The following is a 24,331-nucleotide window of genomic DNA, read 5'->3' on the forward strand; positions in this document are numbered from 1 at the left end:
CAGGGCCATCTTGTATCGGCCGGCGAGCACGTCGCCGACCCGCCCGGCTCCGCGACGCCCTCCTGGGCGGGCGCGAAGCTGGTGGCGATGTCGCCGGGCAGAGGCTCCAAAAGCAGCGCGACCTTGGCCTGGGCGTCGAAGTCGTCGGCGGCAGCGGCCGCGCGGACCCAGGTGTCGGAGACCGGAATCGGGCTGTCGATCAGTGATGTCCGGCGAGCCCGGCCGCCACGACCGTCGGTACCGCCGGCAGGGGTAGCCAGACGCCGGCCGTCCGGTGCGCTGCGCAGGTGGGCAAGCCCATGTGGACGGGCCCCCGGGACAGTTGCACCGGAAGGGGGCTGGAGGGTTGCACGTAGAGGTGCACTAGGAGTTGCACCGGAGGTGTGACCGGGAGTGGGACCCCCACTTTCGCGATCTTGAGCATCGTGCCTGGTCAGGCCCGGTGGGCAAGCCCCCTCGCCACGACGACACCTCTTTCTCCGCGATAGCCGGAGGAAGAGGCCTGCTTCTTTCAGGGCCGGGCTGGCCTTCACCATCACGGTCCAGCCCAGCTCAGCTCAGGCCAGCACGGACCGGCCCCGGCAGCCCGGTCCGCAGCCCGGCCCGCTCCCCGGTCACCGCCCCGAGCCCGGCGCCCCAGTGCCGCGCGACCTGGCCCGGATACACCGCGTGCGCCCGCGCGCGAAGACGTGCGCGGACATGCCGAAGCGGCCCCGCCGGAAGGCGAGGCCGCTTCGAGTGGAGCTGACTCAGTGCTTGTCCCAGTCGACGCTACGGCGCTGGGGGAGCGGCGGCTCGACGCCGAGTCGCAGCGCCCGCCGGACCGCCATGCGGTCCCGCTTGTGTGCCACCCGCTGGAGCGGGCTCCTGCTGCTGTCCTTCAGGAAGGGGGACAGCCACGGCCGCTCCTGGTACTGCATGTGCGCGGGGCGGTCGTTGTAGGTACGGGCCATCTCGGGGCTCCTCGCTGTGGATTTGTCGTGGTGCGTGTTTCGCGGTCGCTGACCGGCTGCCACCGCCGACCAACTGAGACAACCTTACCTATCATTCATCACTTACGTCAAGCGGGCGCGCTTGCGACTTCTTCGCGCGTCCGGCGCGTTCGGTGCGCGGGATGCCGAACGGGTGAATCTGAAATCACGGGAAGAAAAATGGCCGATCCGACCCCGAGAGTGATGTGTGTGAGTTATAGTTGTCTTGTTGGTCGGGAGTGGCACCCGGTCAGCACCCCACTGAAAACTCACGCTCCAGGGAGAAACCCGTGTCGAACTCCATGAAGATCACCGCCGGTCAGACCGTCACCCGCACCCTGACCGCCCTGATCCGCGCCATGGACGGCCAGCGCGCCACGACCATCACCTACGTCGACAGCAAGGGCGAGGAGTCGGTGCGCACCGTCGAGATCCACAACATCCTCACCACCGCCAAGGGGGAGATCATCGTCAAGGCGATGTGCCGCGCCCGGGGCGAGATGCGCACCTTCAGCCTGGAGGGGATCAAGGCGTACACCGTCCACCGCATCCGCTTCGTGCTCGCCGTCCCGGAGGAGAAGGTGGGGGAGGCGTTCCCGGTCGCGCACTTCGTGTCCAGCGCTGAGCGGCTGATCGACCTGGAGCTGGAGCGCGACTACCCGGCGCCCAAGCTGAAGCTCGCCGCGTAGGCGAGTGGGGCCCGACCCCGCCGGGGCGGGCCCCCGCGCCCCTGCCCCCTCCCCCCCCGGGGTCGGGGATCGGCCGGGCAGCGGCGGGTACCCCCGCCGCGCCCGGGCGGGATCGAATCAAGCCCAGGGCGCGCGAACTGACCAGCGCTTATGAAGGAGGAGTCGTGGCAGATCAATTCCGCGAGACGACGGTTCGTGTCGCTGGTGTTAACCACCGGGTCCGCACAGAGATTGAAGGACGGGTCCGCACTGTGGCGCAGCTCGAATCCGCGCACACAAGAGCCGTCAAGGCGAAGATCGCGGAGCTGCGCGGGGCCAACCTCCCCGCTTACCGGGCTGCGGTTATCGCCGCCGAGGCGGCCTCGGAGCGGGTGGGGAAGCGGTGGTTGGAAGAGCAGGGCGCGGTTCGTGCGCGCGCCATCTTCCGGCGGGCTGAGCGTGGAACGTTTGTGTCCCACACATCCCCGTGGGCGGCGGACCTCCGCCCGACACCCAAGTTCCGCTTCACGGGCGAGGTTCCTGGCTACCTCGTGGAGATCGAGGCCAACCACTATGCGACGCCCGACGCCGCTGAGCAACTGGCACTGACCTAGCGGACGGGCCGTCGGGTGTCCCGGCGCGCCGGATGGAGCCGGGCGCCCCCTCTGGGAAGATCCAGCGCGCTACGGACCATCTGCGCGGGCGCGGTGCGCCCGGGACCCGCGCCGCCGGGCGGCGCGCGGTCCGGCGGCTGGTGGCCCGCTGCTCGGCCTTCGGCCGGTCCCGAAGTGGCTGCGCGGGACACGGCGGCGACAACCCGCTGACCGGTCCCGCCCATCGCCGCCCGAAGCCGGGCCGGGCCCTGGCGGAGGGTAGCCGCCGGCTGGACCTGCCCACAGATCTGACGACTAGTCAGATTACGGGCGGCGGAGTTGCATGAGTGACGTATAGTGAGTATAGTTTTGCCATCGGGACGGGGAGTCCCGATGCGGCAGTGGCAGCCGCACACCGAAAGCGCACCATCCAAGGAGAGCACCGTGAACACCTCCCGCGCCGCGTACGCCGTCATCACCGCCGCCCGCCGCCTGTATCCCGAGGCCACCACCGTGGACGTCTACAACTACGGCGGGACCACGCGCCTGGACGTGTTCAAGGCCGACATGGCCGAGGATCGGGCGCTCCCGGAATTCACCGTCCGGGCGGTCCGCGCGGCCATGGACGCCGCCGCCGAGGCGTACGCGGTCCTGGCCTTCGGCCCCCGCTCCGCCTGGCCGCTCCACTTCACCATCACCCACTCCGGGATCCTGGACGTCGCCGACGCCGACCGCGCCGCCGGGGACCACGTCTTCAACGGCCGCGTGTGGACAGGCGTCGGCGAGCAGGCCATCCAGGCGGCGCACGACATCCTCTCCTACCGCCGCGACATGAACCGCTCCGAGACGCTGCGCATGGCCTTCGGGTACCAGTACGACCTGGCGGTCCGGACCCTGGCGCTGGCCATCGGCGCCCCGAAAAGGTATCGCCACCTGTTCTCCCTGGCCCGCTCCATCGTCAAGCACAACCCGGTGAGCCCCGTCGCCGCCTGGGTCGCGGCTGGCGCCGTCGCCCGATAGCCGGTCCTCTCCGGACCGGGCCCCGGGCCTCGGTGCGCCCGAGCCCTCTCGGGCGGGCGCACCGAGGTCCGGCCTGGGTCGCCCTCGCTGCGGCGGCCGCTTCGGGGTCCTTGCGGGCTGCCGCGCCTGTCCGCGCCGGCCATCGGCGGCCGCCTCGGCCTCTCGCGTATATCGGCCCATCAGGATCGGAAACCGTGCGAATTCCGTAGATCCATGGCGTGCACCCCTTGGCGAAAGTGATGAGTAGGGACTATAGTTGTCTCATCGGTCGGGGGTGGCACCCGGCCAGCACCGAAAACACAGCGACAAGCGGGCTGCCTCATGCCGCCCGAGACCAGGAGCGTGCAATGACCACCACCCTCACCATCCGCGTGATCCTCGAATGTGACCGCTGCTCCGAGCCGGTCCGCAAGATCGTGGCGCAGAGCGCATACGAGCCGCCGTCGTACGAGCACGTCGGCACGCCTTGCACCGTCACGCGACCTATCTCCCGCACGTCCCCCGACCTCCCGACCACCTCCCCTGTACTCCGGCCCGAGCCGCGAAGGGTCTGTGACGCCGACGGAGGCGAGCTGCGTGATGCCTCGGATGCCTGGGCCAACGGCCAGAAGTGCACGGTATGCGGCGCCTCCTGGCGTATGAGCCTCGGGGACTGACCCCCTCCGGCGGGTGTCCCGCCCCGACCGCAAGGCGGGCGGGGCATCCCCTCTTCGGAGTGAGGAACCGTCGCGCCCGGCGTGGCCGCCGGGCCCTGTGCCGCCTGCCCGCCACCTGCGCAAAGGCGCCCGCAACTGCTCTCCCTGCGCGCTGTAGCGCACCCGCAGCAGAACTCGCGCCGACGAGATCGCGCGCGAGCTCACATGCCGAGCAGCGCCGAGCAGAGAACCACCCGCGGCAGTGGCAGCCGCCCACCCGGAAAAAACGCTCAACTCGGAGGCACTTCATGAGCACCCGCACCCTCAGCACGACCCGGCTCGACGCCGTCATGGCCGAAGGGACCGATCACGGCTTCACCCGCATCCGCCTGGCCGATGGCCACGCGCTTCTCATCAAGGCCCGGCCCGGCGCCCGCGCCGCGGAAGAGGTGCTCCTCTCCCCGGGGCTCTCCGCCCCCGACACCGAAGCCTGGGCGGACGAAGACCCGTGGGAGGAATGGCTGACCGGCGGGAACCTCGGCGCCGACACCGGAACGTTCCTGGACGTGCCCACCGAGGCACTGCGCGACCTGATCGGCGAGCACGGCGGCGAACACGAGGACCAGGAGGGCGAGGACCCCGCGCCGAACGCCGAGGGCGCCGATGCCGGAGAGGCCGCCCAGGACCTGTCGGCCGAGCTCGGCGACCTGCGCGGGGCGTTCGAGCACGGCTACGGCGCCGACGACATCCGGCGCGTCTTCGGTCGCATCAGCGACGCGGGCGGCTCGTACCTGGTCTGCGTGTGGGACGTCGCCGACGACTACGGATTCGGCGGCAACGCCGAGTTCTACGCCGAGGACGAGGACTGCAGGCTCTTCGAACTCAAGCCGGACGTCTACCGCTGGCTCACCGGCGAGCAGGACACCCCCGGCCCGCTGGAGACCTGGGTGGGTGCGCACGTCCCCGAACTGGTCGAGTTCGCCGCCACCGACGACCGCCACAACTACGCCCGGACCGAGCGCTGACCTACGCCGCGCACGGCAGCGGGAGCGGGGGAACCCGCCCCCTGCCGTGCGCGGGCCTGCCGAACCCTCAGCATCGAAGGGATCCGCATGAACGAGACCCGCAGCGCTGCTGGCCAGCAGCCGGCGGAGCGGCACATCATTCACCCGGTCATCCGCCGTCCGCAGCGCACCCTCACGTCGGAGGAGCGCGAGATCGTACGGGGGATCTCCAATCTGAACTTCCAGGGCGCCCTGATCATGGGCATCGTGGACCCGGTCCCCAACCCGTCGCCGATGGACGAGACCGAGGGCGCCTGGGTGCGCGGGCGGGTGTGGCCCGCCTACCTCCAGGAGATCGAGCGCAAGTACCCCTTCGGCTTCGCCCGGTGGGCCATGTGCGAACGGGGCACCTGCTGGAACTGCCTGGCCGGCCGTTGCGACCTGTGCGTCCACCGGCAGGAAGGCGGCCCGCACGTGGACGGCAATACCGACTGGGTGCGAGACGGGCGCGGCCGGTGCGTCGCCAAGCTGATCCTGCGGCCCGGCGGCGAGCCGTGCGTGTGGTGGTGCCGGTGCGCGTGCCCCAAGAGCGACATGCCCCCGGCGGAGCCCGCGGCTGCGGCCGACAGCGCGGCCGCACCGGAGGAGGCTGCCGCGCCGCCAGGTGAAGCCGCGCCGGGGGCCGCCGGGGTGGAGGCCACGCGGCCGACGACGGAGCGCAGTACGCCCTCTTCTGACGGTGATCCGCGCGCCGAGGGCGGGGCACCCTTGCAGAAGTGATGAATGGTGAGTATAGTTTTCTTGTCGGCGGGGGATTCCCGCCGACACCCCCACCCCTCTCCAAAGGAGTCCACATGACCGTCGCCACCGCCTCCACCACCCAGACCGTTCTGGAGCCGGGCACGGTCGTGCGCACCCCCCGCTACGACGAGGGCAAGAACACCGGCGTCCGCCGGGCCATCGTCCTCGGCCTCTGGAACGAGAAGGAGCCGAAGGACGGGTACCGCGTGTGGTTCTACACGCTCGGCGCCCCCTCCTTCGTGCCGAGGACGCTGGGCATGGCGTTCGCCAACGAGCCCACCGTGGTCGGCACGGTCGACGACATGTCCGAGCGCACGCTGCTCCGCCTCCACCGGTGGCTGCGGGACCTCGACCAGTTCTCCAAGGTGCGGTACCGCATCCAGAAGGCGGGCCTTCGACTCCGCGCCAACCGCCTGGGCCGGTAGGCCCCATGCCGGGGGCGGACCACCGCCCCCGGCCCCCCGCTGGTCGGCCGTGGCAGCCGACCAGCACCGACAACACACCACAAGCACAAGGAGTTCCGCCATGGCCCGAACCACCTTCGTAGCCTCCACCGGCTGCACCCGCACCAGCGAAACCCGCCACTACACCCACGCGGTCATCGCAGACCGCCGCGACGGCGAGGGCCGCATCGTGCACACCTGGTCCATGTTCGCGGCCAACGTCGCCCGAGCCGCCCGGACCGCCGAGCGCGCCGGCTGGAAGAACATCACGGTCGAGGAAGTGAACGTCCAGGAGAAGCCGGCCCGCACCCGCAGGACGACCCCGAAGCAGGCGCCCGCCGCCGCCCAGCCGGCCCCGGCCGCCGAGCGCGAACCGCTCGTCCTCTACGTAGTCCGCCCGGCCGCGGGCGGAGGCTTCGACGTCGTCAACACCTCGGGCCTGGTCGTATCGGGCGACTGGCAGACCGAGACCGGCGCCCAGGAGCGCGCCGACTACCTGAACGCCCAGGAGAACCGCAAGCGCGCCGAGGACGCCCTGACCGAACCGCAGCGCCGGGTGTACGCCGTGGTCAAGCGCGACGGCTCGATCGGCGCCGGATACGGCCACAACCTCACCGCCGTTCGGAGCCTGCACGCCGCAGGCCTCGTCAAGCTCACCGAGTACGGCGCGGGCTCCTGGAACGCCGCCCTCGTCCTGCCGCCCGCCGGCCCGGCCGAGACCGCTCCGGCGGCCGGTGCGGGCGTACTGCCCCAGGACGCCGAACACCCGGCGGCCGCCGCCGCGGTGACGGCCCTGGCCGGGCAGCCGCTCGCCGACGTCACCGGCCCCGACGACCTCGGCGAGGTGGCCGGCTACTGGGTCCGGCCGGACGGCACCAGCGGCCGCCTTGCCGTCGCCTGGGTCGAAGGCGGCAGGCTGAGCACCAGCGCCGACGGGCGGCCGCCCCTGGCCCGGCTGAGCGTCGCGAAGGAGCTGTTCGAGCGCACCGAAGGCTGGGTCGTCGAGCCCGGTGAGCACTCCTCCCTGCACGTTTGGCACGTGCCGACCCTGGATGCCGCGGCCAAGCAGGACGCCGCCGCCGACCAGGCCCGGGGCGCGATCACCGACACCTGGACCATCACCCACACCGGCCTGCCCGAAGGGCGCTGCTTCCTGAGGGTCGAGGCCCCGGACTCCGACGCGGCCTTCGCGGCCGCCCTGGCCACCCGCGTCGGCCGCCTGGTCCAGCAGGCCGGACGCCGACTCACCGCGCGGCGCCTGAGGGGAGGAGACCTGGCCCGCACCATCGGCGAGCGGGTCAGGCACGTGGCCAGCGGCCAGACCGGCACCGTCGAAGCAGTGGACGTACGGATGGCCGGCGGCCGCGCGTACCGGGACGGCGTGACCGTCGCCGTTGACGGCCGCTCCCGCAAGACCGCGCGCTCCCTGGAATGGGAGCCCCTTCCGACGGCCGATGACCCCGAGGCTGCCTGCTGACGGCCCCCGCCCGGCCCCACGGGGCCGGGCAGCCCCCCTTCCCCTCCGCCGCCATCGCCCGCGTCCGGAGCGCTGCGCCCAGGCGGCGCACTGCCAATGGCCGCCCGCAGCAACGTCGGTGCCGACTGCGGATTCGCCGAGGAGGCAAGGGCGAGCCCTTGCGTGATGATGAATAGTGAGTATAGTTGTCTCGTGGTCGACGGTGGCAGTCGACCACACCGGACACACATCCTCAGACCCTTCGGAGAGTCATGATCATCAGCACGCCGCTCCCCAACGCCCTGCACGCCGCCGCCCGGGCCCGCGCCATCGCCGGTATCGCCCGACAGAGGAGCGTGCTCAACCACCCTGCCGAGGAAGCGCTCACCATGGTTGCCGAACTCCTCGACGACGTCGCGCTGGCCTTCGAGACCGACCTCCCTCCGGTCCTGGACGGTGTCGTCATCACCAACACGATCCCCTTCGACGCCTCCCTGCTCCTGTCCATCGCCGAAGACGTCGTCGCGCAGAACACGGCGACCGGGCTCCCCGCATGCCTCGGCCAGTACGTCACCAGCGCCGTGTTCGGCACCCTCGAACTGCCCCGGCCCCTGCACCCCGTCAGCATCCAGCTCGCCTCCCAGGAGACCAGCCTGCGCGGCGCCCTCCAGCTTTTCCACGAGCGCCACCTGACGGGAGCCGGTGAGCGGCCGGAGGCGGCGGCGCTCTACCTGGAAGCCGCATTCAAGCTCCACCTGAAGTGGGGGCGCCTCGCCGCCGCCGTCGCCGTGGACAACGCCCGCCCCTACAACCGGCCGACCGTCGCTCAGTAGGACCTCGCGGGGCGTACAGCGCCCCGCACCCCGGCGTCCGGCTCACCCGAGGCCGGACGCCGGGGTCCGGCCTCAGGCGCACGACACCGGCCCGCACGGCGAGACGTCCCCGCCTGCTCGATACGAAGGAATGAGATGACCAACCAGATGGAACCCACCGAAGGCGACCTGCTGCGCGCCGAACTGGCCGCCCTGGGCCGCCACGCCTTCCCCGGAGAGGAGGTCGGCATGACCTTCCTGATCATGGCCGCCGACCCGGGTGCCCCGGACGACGAGGACGCCGCCTACGGCGTCTTGCACATCCTGATGTACGCCGGCGAGCGCGCCGACCGGCCCGCGGCCGACCACCGTGAACCCTGGTCCGCGCACCTGCACGCCGCCGACGGCACTTACCTCACCACCCTCGTCGATGGTTCCCCTACGCCGCTCGACGCGGCCGCCGACGCGGCCCGGTGCGCCCGTGAGGTGACCGAGCGGCTCAGCCGGCGCCGCCGCGGGAACTTCCTGCCGGTCGCACGCAGGTTCTGCACCTTCTGATCCACCCCCTGGCCGGGCGGCAGTGGCAGCCGCCCGGCGCCGAACTCACCACCCCGCACCCAGAGGAGTCCCATGGACATGCCCACCCGCCGCCAGCTGCTGGAGGGGATCCGGCGCGCCCACCAGGCCGACGCCGCGTACACCGCCGCCGGCCGGGCCCGCGCCCGGGCCGCCAAGGCCACCGCCGCCGACCGCGCCCGTATCGCCCACGATCAGCAACTGCAGGCCGACGCTGACGAGCTGGCGGCCGCCCAGGCCGCTCACGCCGGCCTCGTACGCCGCGAGCGGGAGGCCCGGGCCAAGGTTCGCCGGACCTTCACCGCGGCCCGTGCGGCCAACCGCGCCCTCGCGGCGCTCTACACCCCGCACGCGCCGGGCCGCGGAACGGGCGGCGGGCGCCGGTCCGACGTCGCGGCCGCCCTCCTCGGCGAGCTGGCCCAGACACCCCGCGAGCTCATCCTGGCCGCGGACAAAATCCTCATCTCGACCAGTGCTGGCAAGGACTCGCTCGTCTGCGCGTACCGCGTGGTCACCCTGGCCGCCGAGGCCGGCTGCCTGGACAAGGTGGTCATGGTCCACGCGGACCTGGGGGAGGAGTCCGAATGGCCGGGTGTGCGCGAGCTCGCGCAGCGCCAGGCCGAACGCTGGGGCGTCGAGTTCATCGTGGTCCAGGCCGACCGAGGCCTGCTCGGCCTCGTCGAGAAGCGCGGCATGTGGCCCGACGCGGCCCGCCGGCTGTGCACTGCGACCCTGAAGCGGGACAAGATCGCCCCGCTCTTCAAGCAGATCACCGACGCTCTCGGCCTGGACGAGCAGGCCCTGATCCTCTCGGCCCTCGGGATCCGGGCTGCCGAATCCCCCGCCCGGGCCCGGAAGCTGCCGCTCTCCATCGACATGCGTGCGAGCACCGGGCAGCGCATGGTCCTGACCTGGCATCCGATCCTGGAGCTCTCCGAGGCCGACGTCTGGCAGCAGATCGCCGACGCCGCCCTGGAGTACCACCCCGTCTACGACGCCGTCATCCCCCGCCTGTCCTGCGTCTTCTGCGTGCTCGCCGGCCGGGACGTCCTGGTGCGCGCCGTACGACTGTGCTGGGCCTTGGGCCTGGACCTGCCCGCTCGGTACGTCGCGCTGGAAGAGCAGATCGGTCACCGCTTCAGGGAGAAGCTCAGCGTCGCCGAGATCGTCGCCGAGGCGGCACGCGTCGAGGCGGAGGAAGGTCCGCTGGTCTGGGCGCGCGGAGACGCGCTGCGGCGCCACGTCGGCGAGGAGGCCGCGGCCGACTACCTCCGCCGGCTGGCCCTCGTCCTGGCCGCCTGACCGTCGAGACGACACGCGAAAGGGGAGAGGAGCGCCCCCACTACCGAAAGTGATGTGTTGCGGTTATAGGTATCTCGCCGGTCGGGAGTGGCACCCGACCGGCGACCGAAGGCACAGCACGCGGCCGCCGCACCGGCCGATACGAGGGGAGCAGCTCATGACGGACGCTCAGACCGCCGAACGCAGCGCCGAACCCATCCGAGTCACCGGCTTCGGCACCGACGCCGAGGGCCTGGTGCACCTCCTGCCCGACCACGGCGACACCACCGCTCGCTGCGGCTTCACGGACTGGCACAGCTACGTCACCTGCGTCGACTGGTTCGAGGAGCGCACCTGCCCGGTGTGCCTGGCCGAGCTCGCGCTCGACCTCGGCGCCGAAATCCCCGCGGACGTCCTCGCCGAACTGGACGAGATGGCCGCGCCCTGGCCCGGCCGCTGGCTCCGGCGCCCCCGCGAGGGCGACCGCGAGCGCGTCGTCGGCGTCTTCGCCGGCCCTTCTGTCAGATGAGTGGTCATGTCTCATCCCGGGATCCGCCACCTCTGACCTGTGAGTTTGCGTGTTGCGACGGCCCGAGTCGCATACGTACGGTCTCGCAGATGTTCACGACCTACTTCTCACCGACCGACTGGGAGTCCTGGGGGCTCTCGAGCCGGCCGACCATCCCGGATCGCATGCCGGTTCTGATCGACGAGGATCTCCGCTTCGATGACGCGGCTGGTCCTCGCACCACAACAGTGCTCAACCGGTGGCTCCAGGAGCTCCCGGCACTCGGCTGTCCGGCGCCGGGTTCGTGGGAGACCTATGCGCGGGTCGCGCGGGACTGGACGGTCTTCCTGGCCGAGCGGGGCATCCGCCTCTTCGACACCCGGGCGGAGTTGAAGCGCGGCCTGAGTGCATACGCCGTACACCGCGCGATCGGCCCGGTGGAGGCGCGGTTCGCGGCCTCCACCTGGAAGGCCCCGGGGGTCACGACGTCCTGGGGCCTCCACTTCGCTGACCTCCCCGCTCAACGACGAGCCGGGCAGCCTGTCACGCCCAGTCGATGCCGAGCTTCGCGAGCGAGTCGAGCTGGTCGGTGGTGAGCTTGTCGCGTCGGCTCTTGGTGTTGGAGACCCATACGCCGAGCTTCACGATCACCGGCTCCGCCTCGCCTTCGACCGCGATCTCCTCGCCGTGGGCCCTGGGGACCGGCCGGTCCGTGCCTTCCCGCTCCACCCACTGCGCGAGCGCCGCCAGGCCCCGCTGGAACGCCTGCTGCGCCCTGCTCGGCCCCTTCGCCCCACGACTGGCCGCAGGGGCGGGAGAGGGCGCCTGGTCGGTCCGCACGCCCAGCGCGGTCAGCCGCTCCTGCTGCTCGGGCAGCAGCCGCGCCCAGATGGCCGGCTCCTTCTGCTGCTGGAGCCGGTCCGCCAGGAGGCGGTAGTGCCGCTGCCAGTCCAGCGGCCACGGGCAGTCCCAGTCCTCGTCGATCGCGGTCAGCTGCGCCGCGCGTTCCGCGGCGCGGTCCGGGTCTTTGCCCAGGCCGTTCTTGGCGCCCTTGCGCCGGAGGTTGGCCATGTGCTGTCTGACGGGCACCATCTCGTCGCGGCCCTTCGTCATACGCCGGAGTCCCGTTCCGGGGCCGCAGGCGGTTGCATGCCGACGCCGTGCCCGTTCAGAAGTCGGCCTGTCGTGCCATGACTCGATGCTTTCATGAAATCGAGTCTCCATTCGACGCGGGGCGGTTCACGACACCTGCTTGGGTGTGTCTAGAACGGGGATGGGCGCGGAAATGAAAGGCCCCATGCGTCGATCGTGCCGGTGTTCCCGGTCGTGATGTCGGTGACGCTGAGTCTCCACAGGCCGCTGCCGGTCTCGGAGGAGGCGTCGACGGTGTAGTTCTTGTACACGTTGGCGGTCGTGTCGCTGTCGGCGAAGTCCTCAAGGGTGTAGGAGCGCCCGCTGGGTCCGTAGAGCTTGATGACGAGGTCACCGCGTCGTGGGTGCGTGAGGTAGACGTTCACTCCGAGGTTGGTCGGTGCGGAGCCGCTGTTGCTGCTTGTGAGGGCGTGGCTGAAGTTCTCGTGGTGGTCGAGGATGGGCGGGGTGGTTGATGTGTTGGCGGTGCCGTTCGGGAAGGTGAGGTTCCAGGCGTTGATGGTGCCGACGTTGCCGGAAGCGATGTCTTGCACCCGCAGTTTCCATGTGCCGTTTGCGATGTGGGTTGAAGCATTCACGGTGTATGTCTTGAAGACGTGGTCGTTGCTGTCGCTGTCCGCGATGTTTTCAAGCGGGTAGACCGAATTGTTCGGGGTGACAAGGCTCAGTACGAGGTTGCCCCGATGCGTGTGTTGGACGTCGACGCCGACTGCGAGGTTCGTTGGCGCGTAGCCGCTTTGGCCGTGGACCTGGAGGGGACTTTCGGCCGTGGTCTGGTCGAGGACGGGGACGTCGGCGATGCTCCGCTTGGAGATGTGCTGACACGGGTCAAGCTGGGGATTCGCCGGCATGGGGCAGAAGCCTGAGGGAGGCGGGGTGGAACCTCCGCCCGTTAGGTTGTTTTCTGTGCCGGGGGAGGGGTCGATACGCGGCACGGAACCCCAGAAATACGGCGCCGTCGAGGTGGTTACCCATCCCTCGCTGGGGATGTCCTCACAAAGTGTGGCAACAAGTCTACTTTGCCATTCGCGGAGGCAGCGAGCCAAATTGTAGCTACTGTGCAATTGCATTGGGAAGCCGTGGTAGTCCCAGATCTGTTTAGGGTCGCCGGCTGAGCAGAAGTCCCACCTGGCTACCTCGAAAAAATCGTCAGGGTGTCGAACGCACCAGTCTTCGACGGTTTTTGTCTTAAGATGGAGATCTGTGTACTGGATGTTCTGTGCGAAGGAGCCATTACATGGGACGACATAGGAAACGTAACCGCTAAGATCGGCATCAATACATTTGCCGGTTTCCTCGTTGATTACTTGATTCTCTGCGTTGGCGCGGAGGCCGAATTCGATGACGTAGTGGTCGGATCCGGCGCCGGCGAGGCGGCGCCCGGTCCATCCAGTCATGGTCTGTCTGTCGTTGGAGACCATGTAGTCGAGCTCGCCGCCGCCTTGCTGGGTGCCCTGGCCGCTGGTGTAGGCCTGTGTGCCGGCTGGGAGAACCAGGTTTTCGGGTCGGCGGTTGAAGTCACCGAGAACGGCCCATGATCCGCCGTAGGAGTTGAGTTCGACCATCATGTTTTGGGCGTCGTTGCTGTTGTTGTCGCCGTTTGAGCTGGCGTGGAAGCTGTAGAACCAGCTGCCGTCGGGTAGCTGGACGCCGAGGGCGGGCCGCATGCCCCAATGGGTGCCGTTGGCTTGACGTGCCGCTACTGCTCTGAAGTTGGTCGGCCGTTCATGGGTGACGAAGGCGACGTTGTTGCGGTTGCCGGTGGGATCAGTGGTCATGTGGGTGACATAGACGGTTTGGCCGCGGCGTGCGCTGCCGATGCGCCACTCGCGTACTTCGTAGCTGTATGTCGCCTGTCGTCCGTTGACCGTGATCGTGCCCCCGTCAACGCGTGTTCCGGGGACGCTGTTGAGGGGACCGGCTTCCTGGAGGGCGAGGACGGGGTGCGGTAGGTAGTTCTCCCCGCCTACGGATAGGCGCTGGACGGTGTTGGTCCACTTGCTGTCGCTTGAGGACGAGGAGCCCTGCATGTTCCACGTCGCCGGCCGGTGGTTTCCGGGGGACGCGTGACTGGGGGGCGCGCTGTAGAGAACGAGCGTTGAGGCAATGAGCATGGCGGCGATGAGGTAGGTGAGCAGGGCGGGCGGAGTCGGGCGCGGCGAGGGTGGCTGGGTGGGAGGTGGCGGCTGGAGTGCAGTTGACATCGTGACCTCGGGGTACGGGAAGAGGAATGGTTCAAGCTCACGTCATGGTGCGTGTGGCGGCGCTTCTTGGGCATCGTCCGCCGGATGGATGTCACGGATAGCGCGTGGTGGTCCCCGATCGCTCGTCTTGCCGAGCGTTCTCCCCTGAATGGTCGCGCCGTACAGGTGCGTCGAGCCCGTTCGGCTTTGCTGAGTGGCGAGTGCCCGGGAAGCTGATCCAGTATCAAGCTCAGAGGCGGCACACGAAGTGCTCCTCCGCGGCTTCGGCCGGAGTGCCACAGGAATGGAGCCTTCATGCAGTCTGCTCGTGTGCTGGGCAGGAGTTTCGCCGTCGCCGCCGGAGCGGCGCTGATGTGCGGCATCATGCCGGGGGTATCTCAGGCAAGCAGTGCGCTCGCCGCCAATGCGTGTGGCCGGGCGTTCGACGATTACACGGGTACGTTCACTGGGACAGCGCTCATCGGTAACGGTCCCAGCCAGATCACCTACACGCTGACGTTCCCCAAGCGGGGGGTGTACGCCATGCAGCTGGAGGCGTCGGGCACTTCAGGTACTCACGAGGCGATGGGCTCAGCGAAGATCCAGTCGACCGATTCGGTTGGGAATCTGGTGCTGACGGTGCCCGTCTTCCGCGCGATGGGCCCGCCTGAGTTCATGGAGGTCACCGCCCGAGACACTCAGTGTGAGTCCGGGCTCCTGGGTGCGACACCGCCGACGGTGACGGGGCTCACGTTCTCGACGCCCGGAGGCCCGGAGATCGTCATGAGGCGCACTGCCTGAAGGTAGTACCCGGTGCAGGCTCCTGGCAGGTCCTGCTCAGCAGCACGACGTTTCCTGCATGGCCCCGCGCCCGCGACTGGGATGGCGGCCGAACACCCTGGGGATCGGGGCGCCGTTCTGTGGAAAGTACTTGGCGTGAGCATGTCAGACGGCTCGCGGAGTTTCCCGAACTCAGTACTCCCGCGTGAACACGGTCTACGGGCTGATGCTGGTCACATCCGTCATCAAGTTCTTCGACGTTGAAATGCCCTGGCTGACGAACGTGCAGGAATGACCGGAGGCCCTCGGGACGTAGTCCCGAAGGCCTCATGGCCCGGCGGCTCTGGCGGCTCACGACCGGCCGAAGGCGGTGTCAGGCCCAGTCGATGCCGAGCTCGGCGAGGGCGTTCAGTTGTGCCTGGGTGAGCTTGTCCCGTCGGCGGCCCTGCAGACGATCACGATCGTGGCCTACGTCGAAGCCTGAACAGAACAGCGCCCCGGATCCGCTCGGGTCCGGAGCGCCGTGGTCAGTCCGCCGCGGGACCGGCCGATGGCGTGGTCTGCCGGTTCGCCGGCCGGGGCACTTTTTGCGGGCTCCGGCCGCGTGCTGGTGTGCCCGCACGACGGTCGAGTCGACCGAGACGACCCATTTGAGGTCGTCGTCGGCGTCGGCCTGTGCGACCAGCGCGGTGAACACCCGCTCCCACGTGCCGTCGACGGCCCACATCCGCAGCCGGTTGTAGACGCCTCGCCAGTTGCCGTACTCCTCAGGGGGGTGAACCCACTGCGATCCGGTCTGGAACTTCCAGGCGATTGCATCGATCACCTCGCGGTGATCCCGCCACCGGCCACCCCGCCGTGGCGTCCGGTTTGGGAGTAACGGCTCGATTCGCGCGCACTGCGCGTCAGTCAACGGCACACCCGAACAACGACTGGCGGGGCTGGTTGGAACGACGCCGCTGTCAGGCGGTCGGCCCAGCGCGGAGTCGCCGCGCGTCCCGCACGAGCGTGTACGAAGCGCCGAGGAAGATCACGGCTCCAGCCACAAGCCAGAGAACCGAGGCCCCAGAGCGGTACTCACGAACGGCAAAAACGAGCAGCATCACGCTGGCAAGAACACCGAAGGCCGAGATCAGAGCGCTGATGCGGTTATTCACATGGACATCATCAACGATGACCTCGGCCAGCGGAAGTGATCCAAACGAACCGGCCTAGACCTCCCGAGAGCCGACACGCGGGCGCTGAGGGCGCCCGGGAAGGCACGAAGCACATGCCGGAGTACAGCGTCACCTGGACCATCGAGATCGGCGCCGACACGCCCGTACACGCCGCCTACGAAGCACTCGCCGTCCAGCGCGACCCCACGTCCTGGGCCACGGTCTTCACCGTCCACACGGACGACGGTGACGTGGCCGTCGACCTCAACCCCCACCGGCCGGGCCCGCCGCGACTGACCGGCCCCTGGACCCTGACCGCATAGCCCCGCACCCCTTCGCGCCCCGGCACGGCCCACCAGCTGCGCCGGGGCGCAGCCGTGCCCGGCCGCCCAGGTGCATCCCGCCGGCCGTGGGCGGCCGGGCGCCGTGGACGCGGCCGGGGCTCGCCCTCGGCCGGCCGGGGAGCCTCCACCGCGGCCGCCGCCGGCGCCCGCGCGGCCGGCGCTTCGAACGCCGGCGCCCTGGAGCAGGGGACGGGCCGGCGGCACGGGCGCGGGCTTCGCCGGCACCCCTCGGGCATGCCGCTGAACAGGGGAAATAGCGGCCCTGCGCCGTTCCGAAAGTGATGAGTGGCGAGTATAGTTGTCTTGCGGGTTGGTGGTGGCAGCCGACCCGCACCGGAAACCAACTCCCAGGAAAGGGGACCCCCATGCCCACGCTCCTCCAGGACAGCTACGCCCTTCGGGTCGAGCCCACCGGCGGATTCCGCCTGCTCGACTGGGGCTCCGAGATGCGCCCGCAGGACGCGCTGGACGCTGACCAGGTCCGATGCGTTGACGTGACCACCCGGCTGATCATGTGGACCGACGAGCTGGCCGTCCCGCTCGGCCTGGCAAGCAACGTGCCCGCGCGCTCCCTCCTCCGTGCCTTCCAGTCCGCGCCCGCCCCGGTCTGTGGGGCGGCCGTCTTCACGGGGTCCACGTTCAACGGTGCGCTGCTCGGCCTCACCGAGGACCAGGCGCTCGCGCTCCTCGATCGCTATTTCCATCGCCCTGGCGCCATCCCCGGACCGCGCGGCTGAACGCAGGTCACTCCGGGCCCCGGAACCGAATTCCCGGGGCCCTCGAATTCGACGAAAGGAAAACCCGTGAAATACACCATCATCGGAGACTGGTACGAAGTCTGGGATCTCGCCGATTCATTTGCGGTCGTCGCCGAGGGAGCGGATTTCGAGGAAGCCAAGGCAAACGCGGCCGCCGCGGTGCTGGAGGCCTTCCCGTGGCGCGCTGAGGAAGACGGGGAGACCCCCGAGACCCTCTGGGGCGGCGACCACGGCGCCTACGTCGTCGCGGCCTTCCTCGGGGACCTCGGCGCCCATGCGGTCGACGCCGCGAGCTTCCGGCCGATCGCATGACCGCCACCGCGACGCAGACGTACACCGTCATCGGCCTAACCCTCGACGTCGACCGCACGGAGCTGCTCATCGCGGCCGTCGTCGCGGGCACCTTCGCCGACCAGGTCGAGCTGCTGGCCACCAGCGAGGAGGACTTCACCCGGTGGGCGGAGGAGTTCAACGCCCCCGACCCGGACACCGCCGCGGACCTGGCCTACGCGTTCTGCCGCGACTTCGGCTACGCCGAGGAAGACACCGCCGGGGAGTACCTCCAGCGGGTCCTGGCCGAGGCGGGCATCGAAGCCACCAGGGGCGCACACCCGGGCTCCGGCTGCTCCTGGATCGCCGTCCCCACCCCCGACGGCGGCGAGGTCCTGCTCACCGGCCAGGACAGGCACGAGGCCGAGGTGGACTACCCGCTGACCGACCACGCCGGTTGGCTCGCCTGCGTCTATGACGAGGACGGCGTCGAGTTCACCGTCCTGTACGACTCCCACACCCCCGACCTGGCCGCCGACGCCGACGCCGACGCCGACGCCGACGCCGACGCCGACGCCGACGCCGACGCCGACGCCGACGCCGACGCCGACGCCGACGCCGACGCCGACGCCGACGCCGACGCCGACGCCGACGCCGACGCCGACGCCGACGCCGACGCCGACGCCGACGCCGCCGACGACGCCGCCGACGACGCCGCCGCCGTCGCGGCCGTACGCGCCAGCGTCACGACCGGCTAGACGCCCATCCTGCGCCCCCACCGTGGCCCCTGCCGCACGGTGGGGGCGCACTCGTGTTCCGGTCGGCAGGTGCACCGGGCAGCCCGTGGCGGACTCCTTCCCGCACCCTCCGCGCCGGCCGCGGCATGCTCCAGCCGCGCCGGCCACGGCCACGGGAGAAGCACCGGCGGCGCCTACGCCGCCGGCGGAAGACGGGCGGCTGCCAATTCACCCAGGTGGGCGGGCTGATGAGGACACCAAATGTGATTCACATGTGTTATAGTTGTCTTGTTGGTCGGCGGTGGCAGTCGATCACAAACCGAATCCACGCACAGCCGTGAGGAGACACTCATGTCCGACACCCTGCTCCGCACCCTCGACCTCGTCGAGCCCGGCGACCTGGTCCTCTACCACGGCAGCAAGCCCGAGCACCACGGTTTCTATTTGGCCCGGCTGTGCGACTGCTTCTACTGCGAACGTGCGGACCACCTCGGGAGCGCCGACACCCGCTACCACCTCACCGACCCGTTTGCCGAGGACCCGGACGCCTGCGTGGTGCACCACGTGCGCCGCGCGTCCATCACCCGGTCGGCCGCCAACGCCTGACCCTCCCTCGGGGCGCAGCCATCCGGCTGCGCCCCGCCCCGGGCGGCGGGGAGTGGCACCCCGCCGCCGCCGAGAACACCGCTCACGAAAGGGCAGCCCATGACCGACAAGACCCTCATCGACGGCACCGCCAACCCGGACAGCCTGGGTCCCGACGCGATGCGCTGGACCCCCGAGCCGGAGCGGCCGGCCGTTTCCGTGGCCGACCTCTTCGGGGAGGTCATCCATGGGTACAGCCGAGCCGACGCCCTTGCCGACGGTGTCCTGGTCGCCGTCGGCGACGACATCGCCCGTGAGGCCGGGTTCGGGGTCCCGGTGGCGCTCACCGCGGCCGCGTGGGCCGACTGCGTCGCCTGGACCGACGAGGACAACCGGCAGACCTACCAGGACGAGTCGGGGCGCCTCTGGGACGTGCTCTGGATGACCCACTACGCCATCCGGCGGTCCGATGGCGGGAGGTCCTGCACCGTGGAGCTCTACCGCGTCCCGCGCGACGGAGAGAGCCACGAGAGCGAGCAGACATGGCTGCTCGCCACGTGCGGACCTGGCGACGAAGGGGAGCCTGTGATCACGATCTCCCTGCCCGACGAGGACTGACCGCCGGGATCGGCGCCCCACCCCTTCCCCGGATTGGGGGGTGGGGCGCTGTGGTTGCAGCCCTTCTCACGTGCGGACATTCCTTGAAAAAGATCCACGCCATCTCCCCGAAAGTGGTGAATGCTAGGTATAGTTGTCTCATTGGTCGGTGGTGGCAGCCGACCAGGAAACCGGAAGCAGACCGAGAGGAATCGGCATGGCAATCACGTCGTACAACCAGACCCCGTACGAGATCCAGCGCGCCGCCGCGCTGTTCATGGGCTTCCTCGACGCGGCGGGGGACGGCTGTCACGTGCTCGTCGTCGCGGCTTCGGCGAACGGTGACTCTCTCGGGATCACCGTGCCGTTCCACAACAAGGGCGAGACGACCGACCTGGACCCGGACGCCGCCCTTGAGGCGATGATGATCATCACCCTCGCGGCATCCGTTGGCGGGGGCGCGGTGATGCGTACGAACTTCGCCGACGAGACCTCCCAGGTGTGCGGCTGGAAGTTGGTTGAGTTCTACGCCAAGCCGCTCAACGCGGCCGAGGTCTTCGACATCTACTGCACCGACGCGGACGGTGAGCCGGTTCCGCCGGAGTGGGGCGTCGACTACGTCGCGGCGCCCACTGTGCGCACCTGAGCGGCAAGCCCTGGGGCCACGGCGCGGGCCGGGCCCCAGGGCAGCCTCCCCCGAGAGGCCCTTGGCCGTTCGGCTGAGGCGGGCGGCGCCTTCGGCGAGGGCGTGCGCGAGGGCGTTGCCCGCAGCTTCGGCGAAGCCGAGGCCGAGCGGGAGGAGCGCGCCTTTCGCCTCATGGCGGTTTAGCCGAACTTGGTGTGGGGTGCAGGTACGCTGCGTCCCACGCGCATCGGCGCGGGCGATCCGGGTGCCCTTCTTGCGACGGCGGATGCGCTGATGGAGTGGCGGGACGGCGGCCCAGAAGCGTGGGCTGCGGGTCCCGAAGGTGAGTCGGATGCCGGACCTTAGGATCACGCGATGGCCATCGAACTCCCGGATCACCTCGTCCAGCTTCAGCGCGAGGCCAACATGGCGCGGCAGCAGGCCACCACCCGCGAGTACAGCGCGGAGGGATGGAAGCCGTGGTTGGACGCGGTCGAGACGGTCCACGCCGCCGTGACCGCGTACGCGAAGGAGACCGGCATGCCGCGGCATGAGGTGGAGCAGGCCGTGAAGACCGCGGCCCGCGCCGAAGCAGCGCCCCCCTCTGAGGGCTGACCGGGCGGGGTCAGCCGCCCATCTGCGTCAGGGCGTCGAGACCCGCCTGCGCGTCTTCGCGTTCGCTGGCTGAGAAGCAGCCCGGGTTCATGGTCACCGCGTTCCCGTACATGCGGAACGGCTCCCGGCCGGCGCGCTGCCGCTCCTCGGCGGTGGCCAGCGCCGAAGCCGCCAAGATGTCGCTGTGGCTCTCGGCGGCCATGGCCTTGGCGGCCGCACAATCAGGGGTGTCGACGGAGGCCCGGCCGGCCAGGAACGCAGCGGTGCCGATCACCACGGCTCCGGCGATGCTGCAGAGGATCCACCAGTCGCGGTGGTCTCGGGCGGATGTGGCACCGGTGCGGGCGGGTCTTTCATCCATGTGGGTGAGCGTAGGGGAATCGGCGGCATGCACCTTCCACATCGCCCAGCCGAGCCGTGGACGTACGACACGCCCCGCCACGGCCCCGTTCTGCCGACGGGTGGAGCGGACGAGGAGGGGGAGAGGAGGCCCTGCCGCTCGACAAAGACAAGGTGCTCGCCATGCTGGCGACCCTCGCTGGCCTCTGACGGCCCCCTGGGGGAGCAGCCGGAAGGCTGCTCCCCACCAGCCCGCAACCGGGCCGCCGGGGGCGTGATCGCTTATGCGCCGGGGGTCGGTGTCTCTGTGGTTTGGCGCGCTGGCTTGGCGGCGGCGCGGCGGGCGTGCCACTTGTCGTAGAGCACGGTCCCGGCCACGCCGGCGCCGGTGAGGGCGGCGCCGATGATGACGCCCTGCCCGCGGTAGAAGTACCGCAGCGCGACGGGGCCGCCCCGCTTGCCGGCTTCCTTGGCGAGTTCCGCGTAGACCCACGTCATGGTCTGCCTCAGTTCGTGTCGCTCGGTCGGGACGGCTCGATGATCGCAGGACGGCGGCACGTGGGTGGCGCAGTTCACCGACTTCCGTCCGGCCCAGGGTGCGGGGGCCTCCCGCCGCCGAGGGACCCCCGGGGACGCCGCCCCGGCCGCGGCGGGCCCTGGAGTGGACCGCGGATCCTGGGCCGGGTGCTGGTGGCGCTGGCGGTAGCTCCTGCGGACGCGGGGCGTCCGGCCACGGTTGACGGCAACTTCATCGACTGCGGGCGCCTGCTGGGCTATACGCAGACGCGACTGGAGGAGCTGCGCGAGCTGGCCGAGGCGCGTACACGAGGGGGCGGTCAGACAGCGCCCCCCGACGGGCCGCCGCCGTGACGGTTGAAGATCGAAAAGGCCCGCCCCACCTCGTGCAGCCTGCCCGTGTACACTGCGCCCACGAACGCGGCGACGGCGAACACGCCCAGGCTCAAAGCGACCGAAGCCGCCAAGTCGGCGCCGCTGTAGACGGCCAGCGCCAACACCCCGAGTGCGGTGACCGCGGCACCACCCAGCACCTTCCGGATCCCGCGCAGGTCAGCTACCTCCGGCCCCGGCTCGGCGGGCAGGTCGCCAGCATCCAGGAGAGTCCCGTACGACGCCTGGGCGTGCCGCTGGGCGACCGTCAGCACCATGCCCGCGAGCTGCCGCACGGTGCCCTCACGGTCCTCCACGAGGCCGCCGAGCTTGTCGGTGAACGCGGTGCGGACCTTCTGCCCGTGCTCTTTGAGCCGGGACTGGTCTCCGGCGTATCCAGTGATGCCGGCCGCGGTGCCCGTGCTGTCGGTGACCGCCTTCATGAACGCCGACATCTTGGCGTGGGCGTCAGCGAGGGCGTCGGAACGCTTACGTCCGACCGGTGCCGACGCCACCGCGGCTAGGGCAGGCAGCGCGTCCAGCGCCTCCGTTACGACCTCCTCGCCGTCCCGCAGGTAGCCCTCAGCCAATCGCTTCCGCTGAGTCGACACCCTGCTTTGCACAGAGTTCCCGAAGACAAAAAGCAGGCCGCCGCCGCAGAAGGCAACGATCGCCAGCTCCTGCCTGCGAGTCAGAACCTCGTGCACGACCGGCACTGTTCCGGCAGGCGCTGCCTTCCGAGCTGCGTCCGCTGCCTGCTCCTTCATGTTTCCCATCAGCAAGGACAGCAGGATCACACCCGCGAACCCCGTCAACAGTGTCAGGGTGAACGCGGGCCGAGCGACATGCCGCGCTGCAGCCTTGTAGGACTGCCGCGGAGTACGCTCCGGCCGGGAGTAGACGGCCTGTATGTCCTCCCACTGCACGGCATCGGCGTGCCCGAGCTCCACGGCGGCCGCCCGGGCCTGGTCGATCCTCTCCTCTACGGCGGCCGTATACCGGGCACGAACTCGGTCCCGGTAGTTCGGTCGGGGTGCGGCCGGGGCCGTTGTCGGGGCGAGTGGTGGTGCCGGTGCTGTCGGCGCGGTCACGGCCGGTTCCTCTCTCCTGAGTTACCCGTGGACACATCAGCATCGACCCTGCCGGTTGCAGTCACCCCAGATACGACGGACCCGCACCGCGTGATGCTCCCCACCAACCGAATACCCAACGCTCCCGGCCCGCCAGCGACTCCTGGTACGACGCTGACGTCCGCCACACGCCCGGACCCCTGCTGGAGGCCATCGTCGCTCTGCCCGCACCCGTACGGCCCGCGCAGGCGGAACAGCTGCGCCTGGCTCTGGTCGAAGCCGAGGAGGTGGACGTCGACCGGACGAGGCCGGCCGGTTGATGGCCAGGGCCAGGGCGCCGGGTCGGGAGGGACCTGGAGAGGCCGCCGCCGCAACCGCCGGCCCGGCCCCCGAGCCGGCGCCACACCCCCACGGCCAGGACGATCTCAGCACGTTGGCGGCTGCGCACCTATTCAGCGTGGCTGACCACATGTTCACCACTCCCGGGCCGCGCTCGCCCAAGCGGCAGTGCCGCCCCCGCCGGGGGCTGGGCGAGCGCCTGTCCCGACAGGGGCGGGAGTGGGGTAGACGTTGAGTATGTGTAGCAGTTATAGTTGTCTTGTTGGTTGGCGGTGGCAGCGGATCAACACCGGAAACGCGCTATCGAGAGGTGGAGTGGTTCATGGCTGGCGTGCGGCACAACTTCTATAACGGTTCGGTTGTGTTGACCGATGGGCGGCGTGTGAGCGCGGATCTGTCGGATGGGGACTGCGCCCGGGCGGGTTCCTGCGTGTGCGGTTTCTGCAAGGGTGTTGGGCAGTGCGAGTTCGGCGACTGCCGGAACCCCCTTCCGGCGGTGGGTGCTGGGACGTTGTGTCTATCGTGTTCGTCGAGGCCGTGGAAGGTTGATCTTCCGGGACATCGGGCCTCTGTGACTCCCTGAGCCTTTTGGGTGGGGTTGGGGTGCCGGTCGGGTGCACGGGGGCCGGCCTCCTCCCTGGGTGTGGCCGCGCCCCCAGGGTGTTCCCGGTCTGGGGGATAGCCACGGGCGGCCGGTGCCGGAAGTGGGTTGGTGGTGGGGTGTTTTGACGGTGTGATATCCGTATGGGGGAGGCCCGGAAGGGCCTCCTTTTTCTTTTCGGGGGTGTCGTCATATTCGTTTCCGGGCGCCCTGTATTTCTTTCATCCATTCTCTGACGTGTCATCAGGTTCGGAGGGTGTGACGGTCCGTCTGTGACGCACGCCAGAGATATCAGAACGGATCATCGACGGTGGAATGGGGCGAATCTGAAGCCCCGGAATTCGGCCGTAAGGCCGCCCCGGAATTCAGGCACACCCGCTCCCCGTGAATCTGGATGCCCGCGAGGGAGTCCACCATGCACGCGGCGCCCGGAAGGGCGCTGAAACCCCCTCAGGAAACACACACCATCACCCCCGCACCCGAACACCCCCACCCCACCCCCCGGACACCCACACACGCCCCC

The 24,331-nt window shown here is 70.0% G+C and carries 28 protein-coding genes and 1 pseudogene; 21 read left to right on the forward strand and 8 right to left on the reverse strand.

Annotated features, from left to right (window positions below; genetic code table 11):
- Positions 1–749 precede the first annotated feature (749 nt).
- A complete protein-coding gene (locus OG624_RS42980; RefSeq protein WP_331719725.1) occupies positions 750–953 on the reverse strand; it encodes a hypothetical protein in 204 nt (67 codons plus the stop codon).
- 308 nt (positions 954–1,261) lie between these two features.
- Here OG624_RS42980 and OG624_RS42985 point away from each other — a divergent pair, with 308 nt between their 5' ends.
- The 12 genes from OG624_RS42985 (at position 1,262) to OG624_RS43040 (ending at position 10,789) form a co-directional block, all read left to right on the forward strand.
- The gene (locus OG624_RS42985; RefSeq protein ID WP_371640984.1) at positions 1,262–1,660 is read left to right on the forward strand and encodes a WYL domain-containing protein; all 399 of its coding nucleotides are present in this window, start codon (positions 1,262–1,264) and stop codon (positions 1,658–1,660) included.
- A gap of 164 nt (positions 1,661–1,824) precedes the next feature.
- On the forward strand, positions 1,825–2,253 hold the full coding sequence (locus tag OG624_RS42990; protein WP_331719727.1) for a hypothetical protein: 429 nt from the start codon (positions 1,825–1,827) through the stop codon (positions 2,251–2,253).
- 423 nt (positions 2,254–2,676) lie between these two features.
- A complete protein-coding gene (locus OG624_RS42995) occupies positions 2,677–3,252 on the forward strand; it encodes a hypothetical protein (protein ID WP_371640985.1) in 576 nt (191 codons plus the stop codon).
- Between the two features lie 347 nt (positions 3,253–3,599).
- On the forward strand, positions 3,600–3,908 hold the full coding sequence (locus OG624_RS43000; RefSeq protein WP_331719729.1) for a hypothetical protein: 309 nt from the start codon (positions 3,600–3,602) through the stop codon (positions 3,906–3,908).
- A 287-nt stretch (positions 3,909–4,195) separates the two neighbouring features.
- Positions 4,196–4,912 carry a hypothetical protein gene (locus OG624_RS43005; RefSeq protein WP_331719730.1) on the forward strand — a complete coding sequence of 239 codons (717 nt, stop codon included), beginning with the start codon at positions 4,196–4,198 and terminating at the stop codon, positions 4,910–4,912.
- Positions 4,913–4,999: 87 nt separating this feature from the next.
- Positions 5,000–5,671: a DUF6248 family natural product biosynthesis protein gene (locus OG624_RS43010; protein ID WP_331719731.1), complete on the forward strand. Its 672-nt coding sequence runs from the start codon at positions 5,000–5,002 to the stop codon at positions 5,669–5,671.
- A gap of 74 nt (positions 5,672–5,745) precedes the next feature.
- The gene (locus OG624_RS43015; protein ID WP_331719732.1) at positions 5,746–6,117 is read left to right on the forward strand and encodes a DUF6409 family protein; all 372 of its coding nucleotides are present in this window, start codon (positions 5,746–5,748) and stop codon (positions 6,115–6,117) included.
- A 100-nt stretch (positions 6,118–6,217) separates the two neighbouring features.
- On the forward strand, positions 6,218–7,612 hold the full coding sequence (locus OG624_RS43020; protein ID WP_331719733.1) for a hypothetical protein: 1,395 nt from the start codon (positions 6,218–6,220) through the stop codon (positions 7,610–7,612).
- A 251-nt stretch (positions 7,613–7,863) separates the two neighbouring features.
- Positions 7,864–8,424: a hypothetical protein gene (locus tag OG624_RS43025; RefSeq protein ID WP_331719734.1), complete on the forward strand. Its 561-nt coding sequence runs from the start codon at positions 7,864–7,866 to the stop codon at positions 8,422–8,424.
- A gap of 135 nt (positions 8,425–8,559) precedes the next feature.
- Positions 8,560–8,961, forward strand: a complete 402-nt coding sequence (locus OG624_RS43030; protein ID WP_331719735.1) for a hypothetical protein — start codon at positions 8,560–8,562, stop codon at positions 8,959–8,961.
- 72 nt (positions 8,962–9,033) lie between these two features.
- Entirely contained in the window at positions 9,034–10,281 is a 1,248-nt protein-coding gene (locus OG624_RS43035) for a phosphoadenosine phosphosulfate reductase family protein (protein WP_331719736.1), read from the forward strand.
- 157 nt (positions 10,282–10,438) lie between these two features.
- A complete protein-coding gene (locus OG624_RS43040; protein WP_331719737.1) occupies positions 10,439–10,789 on the forward strand; it encodes a hypothetical protein in 351 nt (116 codons plus the stop codon).
- Between the two features lie 522 nt (positions 10,790–11,311).
- Here OG624_RS43040 and OG624_RS43045 read toward each other — a convergent pair.
- Both OG624_RS43045 and OG624_RS43050 read right to left on the reverse strand, forming a co-directional pair.
- Positions 11,312–11,866, reverse strand: a pseudogene (locus OG624_RS43045) (helicase associated domain-containing protein); the annotation flags it as partial.
- 164 nt (positions 11,867–12,030) lie between these two features.
- A complete protein-coding gene (locus OG624_RS43050) occupies positions 12,031–13,698 on the reverse strand; it encodes a proprotein convertase P-domain-containing protein (RefSeq protein ID WP_371640986.1) in 1,668 nt (555 codons plus the stop codon).
- A 720-nt stretch (positions 13,699–14,418) separates the two neighbouring features.
- Here OG624_RS43050 and OG624_RS43055 point away from each other — a divergent pair.
- Positions 14,419–14,904, forward strand: coding sequence for a hypothetical protein (locus OG624_RS43055; protein ID WP_331719739.1), 486 nt, complete (start codon positions 14,419–14,421; stop codon positions 14,902–14,904).
- A gap of 352 nt (positions 14,905–15,256) precedes the next feature.
- Here the strand turns inward: OG624_RS43055 and OG624_RS43060 are convergent, their stop codons facing one another.
- Together OG624_RS43060 and OG624_RS43065 are read right to left on the reverse strand one after the other, a co-directional pair.
- Positions 15,257–15,802, reverse strand: a complete 546-nt coding sequence (locus OG624_RS43060; protein WP_331719740.1) for an IS5 family transposase — start codon at positions 15,800–15,802, stop codon at positions 15,257–15,259.
- Between the two features lie 43 nt (positions 15,803–15,845).
- Positions 15,846–16,040 (reverse strand): hypothetical protein, encoded by a 195-nt coding sequence (locus OG624_RS43065; RefSeq protein ID WP_331719741.1) that lies wholly within the window; start codon positions 16,038–16,040, stop codon positions 15,846–15,848.
- A 113-nt stretch (positions 16,041–16,153) separates the two neighbouring features.
- Between OG624_RS43065 and OG624_RS43070 the strand changes: the two genes are divergently transcribed.
- From OG624_RS43070 to OG624_RS43105, 8 genes are all read left to right on the forward strand, one after another.
- A complete protein-coding gene (locus tag OG624_RS43070; protein WP_331719742.1) occupies positions 16,154–16,363 on the forward strand; it encodes a hypothetical protein in 210 nt (69 codons plus the stop codon).
- 386 nt (positions 16,364–16,749) lie between these two features.
- A complete protein-coding gene (locus OG624_RS43075) occupies positions 16,750–17,121 on the forward strand; it encodes a DUF3846 domain-containing protein (protein ID WP_331719743.1) in 372 nt (123 codons plus the stop codon).
- Positions 17,122–17,187: 66 nt separating this feature from the next.
- Positions 17,188–17,454, forward strand: a complete 267-nt coding sequence (locus tag OG624_RS43080; protein ID WP_331719744.1) for a hypothetical protein — start codon at positions 17,188–17,190, stop codon at positions 17,452–17,454.
- Positions 17,451–18,170, forward strand: coding sequence for a hypothetical protein (locus tag OG624_RS43085; protein WP_331719745.1), 720 nt, complete (start codon positions 17,451–17,453; stop codon positions 18,168–18,170). Before OG624_RS43080 ends, OG624_RS43085 begins: the two co-directional genes overlap by 4 nt.
- A gap of 330 nt (positions 18,171–18,500) precedes the next feature.
- Entirely contained in the window at positions 18,501–18,755 is a 255-nt protein-coding gene (locus OG624_RS43090; RefSeq protein ID WP_331719746.1) for a hypothetical protein, read from the forward strand.
- A 99-nt stretch (positions 18,756–18,854) separates the two neighbouring features.
- Positions 18,855–19,352, forward strand: coding sequence for a DUF6573 family protein (locus OG624_RS43095; protein ID WP_331719747.1), 498 nt, complete (start codon positions 18,855–18,857; stop codon positions 19,350–19,352).
- A 196-nt stretch (positions 19,353–19,548) separates the two neighbouring features.
- The gene (locus tag OG624_RS43100) at positions 19,549–19,977 is read left to right on the forward strand and encodes a hypothetical protein (RefSeq protein WP_331719748.1); all 429 of its coding nucleotides are present in this window, start codon (positions 19,549–19,551) and stop codon (positions 19,975–19,977) included.
- A gap of 354 nt (positions 19,978–20,331) precedes the next feature.
- The gene (locus tag OG624_RS43105) at positions 20,332–20,571 is read left to right on the forward strand and encodes a hypothetical protein (protein WP_331719749.1); all 240 of its coding nucleotides are present in this window, start codon (positions 20,332–20,334) and stop codon (positions 20,569–20,571) included.
- 10 nt (positions 20,572–20,581) lie between these two features.
- On the opposite strand, the gene OG624_RS43110 is transcribed toward OG624_RS43105, so the two are convergent.
- The 3 genes from OG624_RS43110 to OG624_RS43120 all read right to left on the reverse strand — a co-directional run bounded on the left by OG624_RS43110 (position 20,582) and on the right by OG624_RS43120 (position 22,889).
- Positions 20,582–20,932, reverse strand: a complete 351-nt coding sequence (locus OG624_RS43110) for a hypothetical protein (RefSeq protein ID WP_371640987.1) — start codon at positions 20,930–20,932, stop codon at positions 20,582–20,584.
- Between the two features lie 260 nt (positions 20,933–21,192).
- Positions 21,193–21,408: a hypothetical protein gene (locus OG624_RS43115; RefSeq protein ID WP_331719751.1), complete on the reverse strand. Its 216-nt coding sequence runs from the start codon at positions 21,406–21,408 to the stop codon at positions 21,193–21,195.
- Positions 21,409–21,746: 338 nt separating this feature from the next.
- Positions 21,747–22,889 carry a hypothetical protein gene (locus OG624_RS43120; protein WP_331719752.1) on the reverse strand — a complete coding sequence of 381 codons (1,143 nt, stop codon included), beginning with the start codon at positions 22,887–22,889 and terminating at the stop codon, positions 21,747–21,749.
- Positions 22,890–24,331: the final 1,442 nt, after the last annotated feature.

The sequence above is a fragment of the Streptomyces virginiae genome, assembly GCF_041432505.1.
Lineage (GTDB): Bacteria > Actinomycetota > Actinomycetes > Streptomycetales > Streptomycetaceae > Streptomyces > Streptomyces virginiae_A.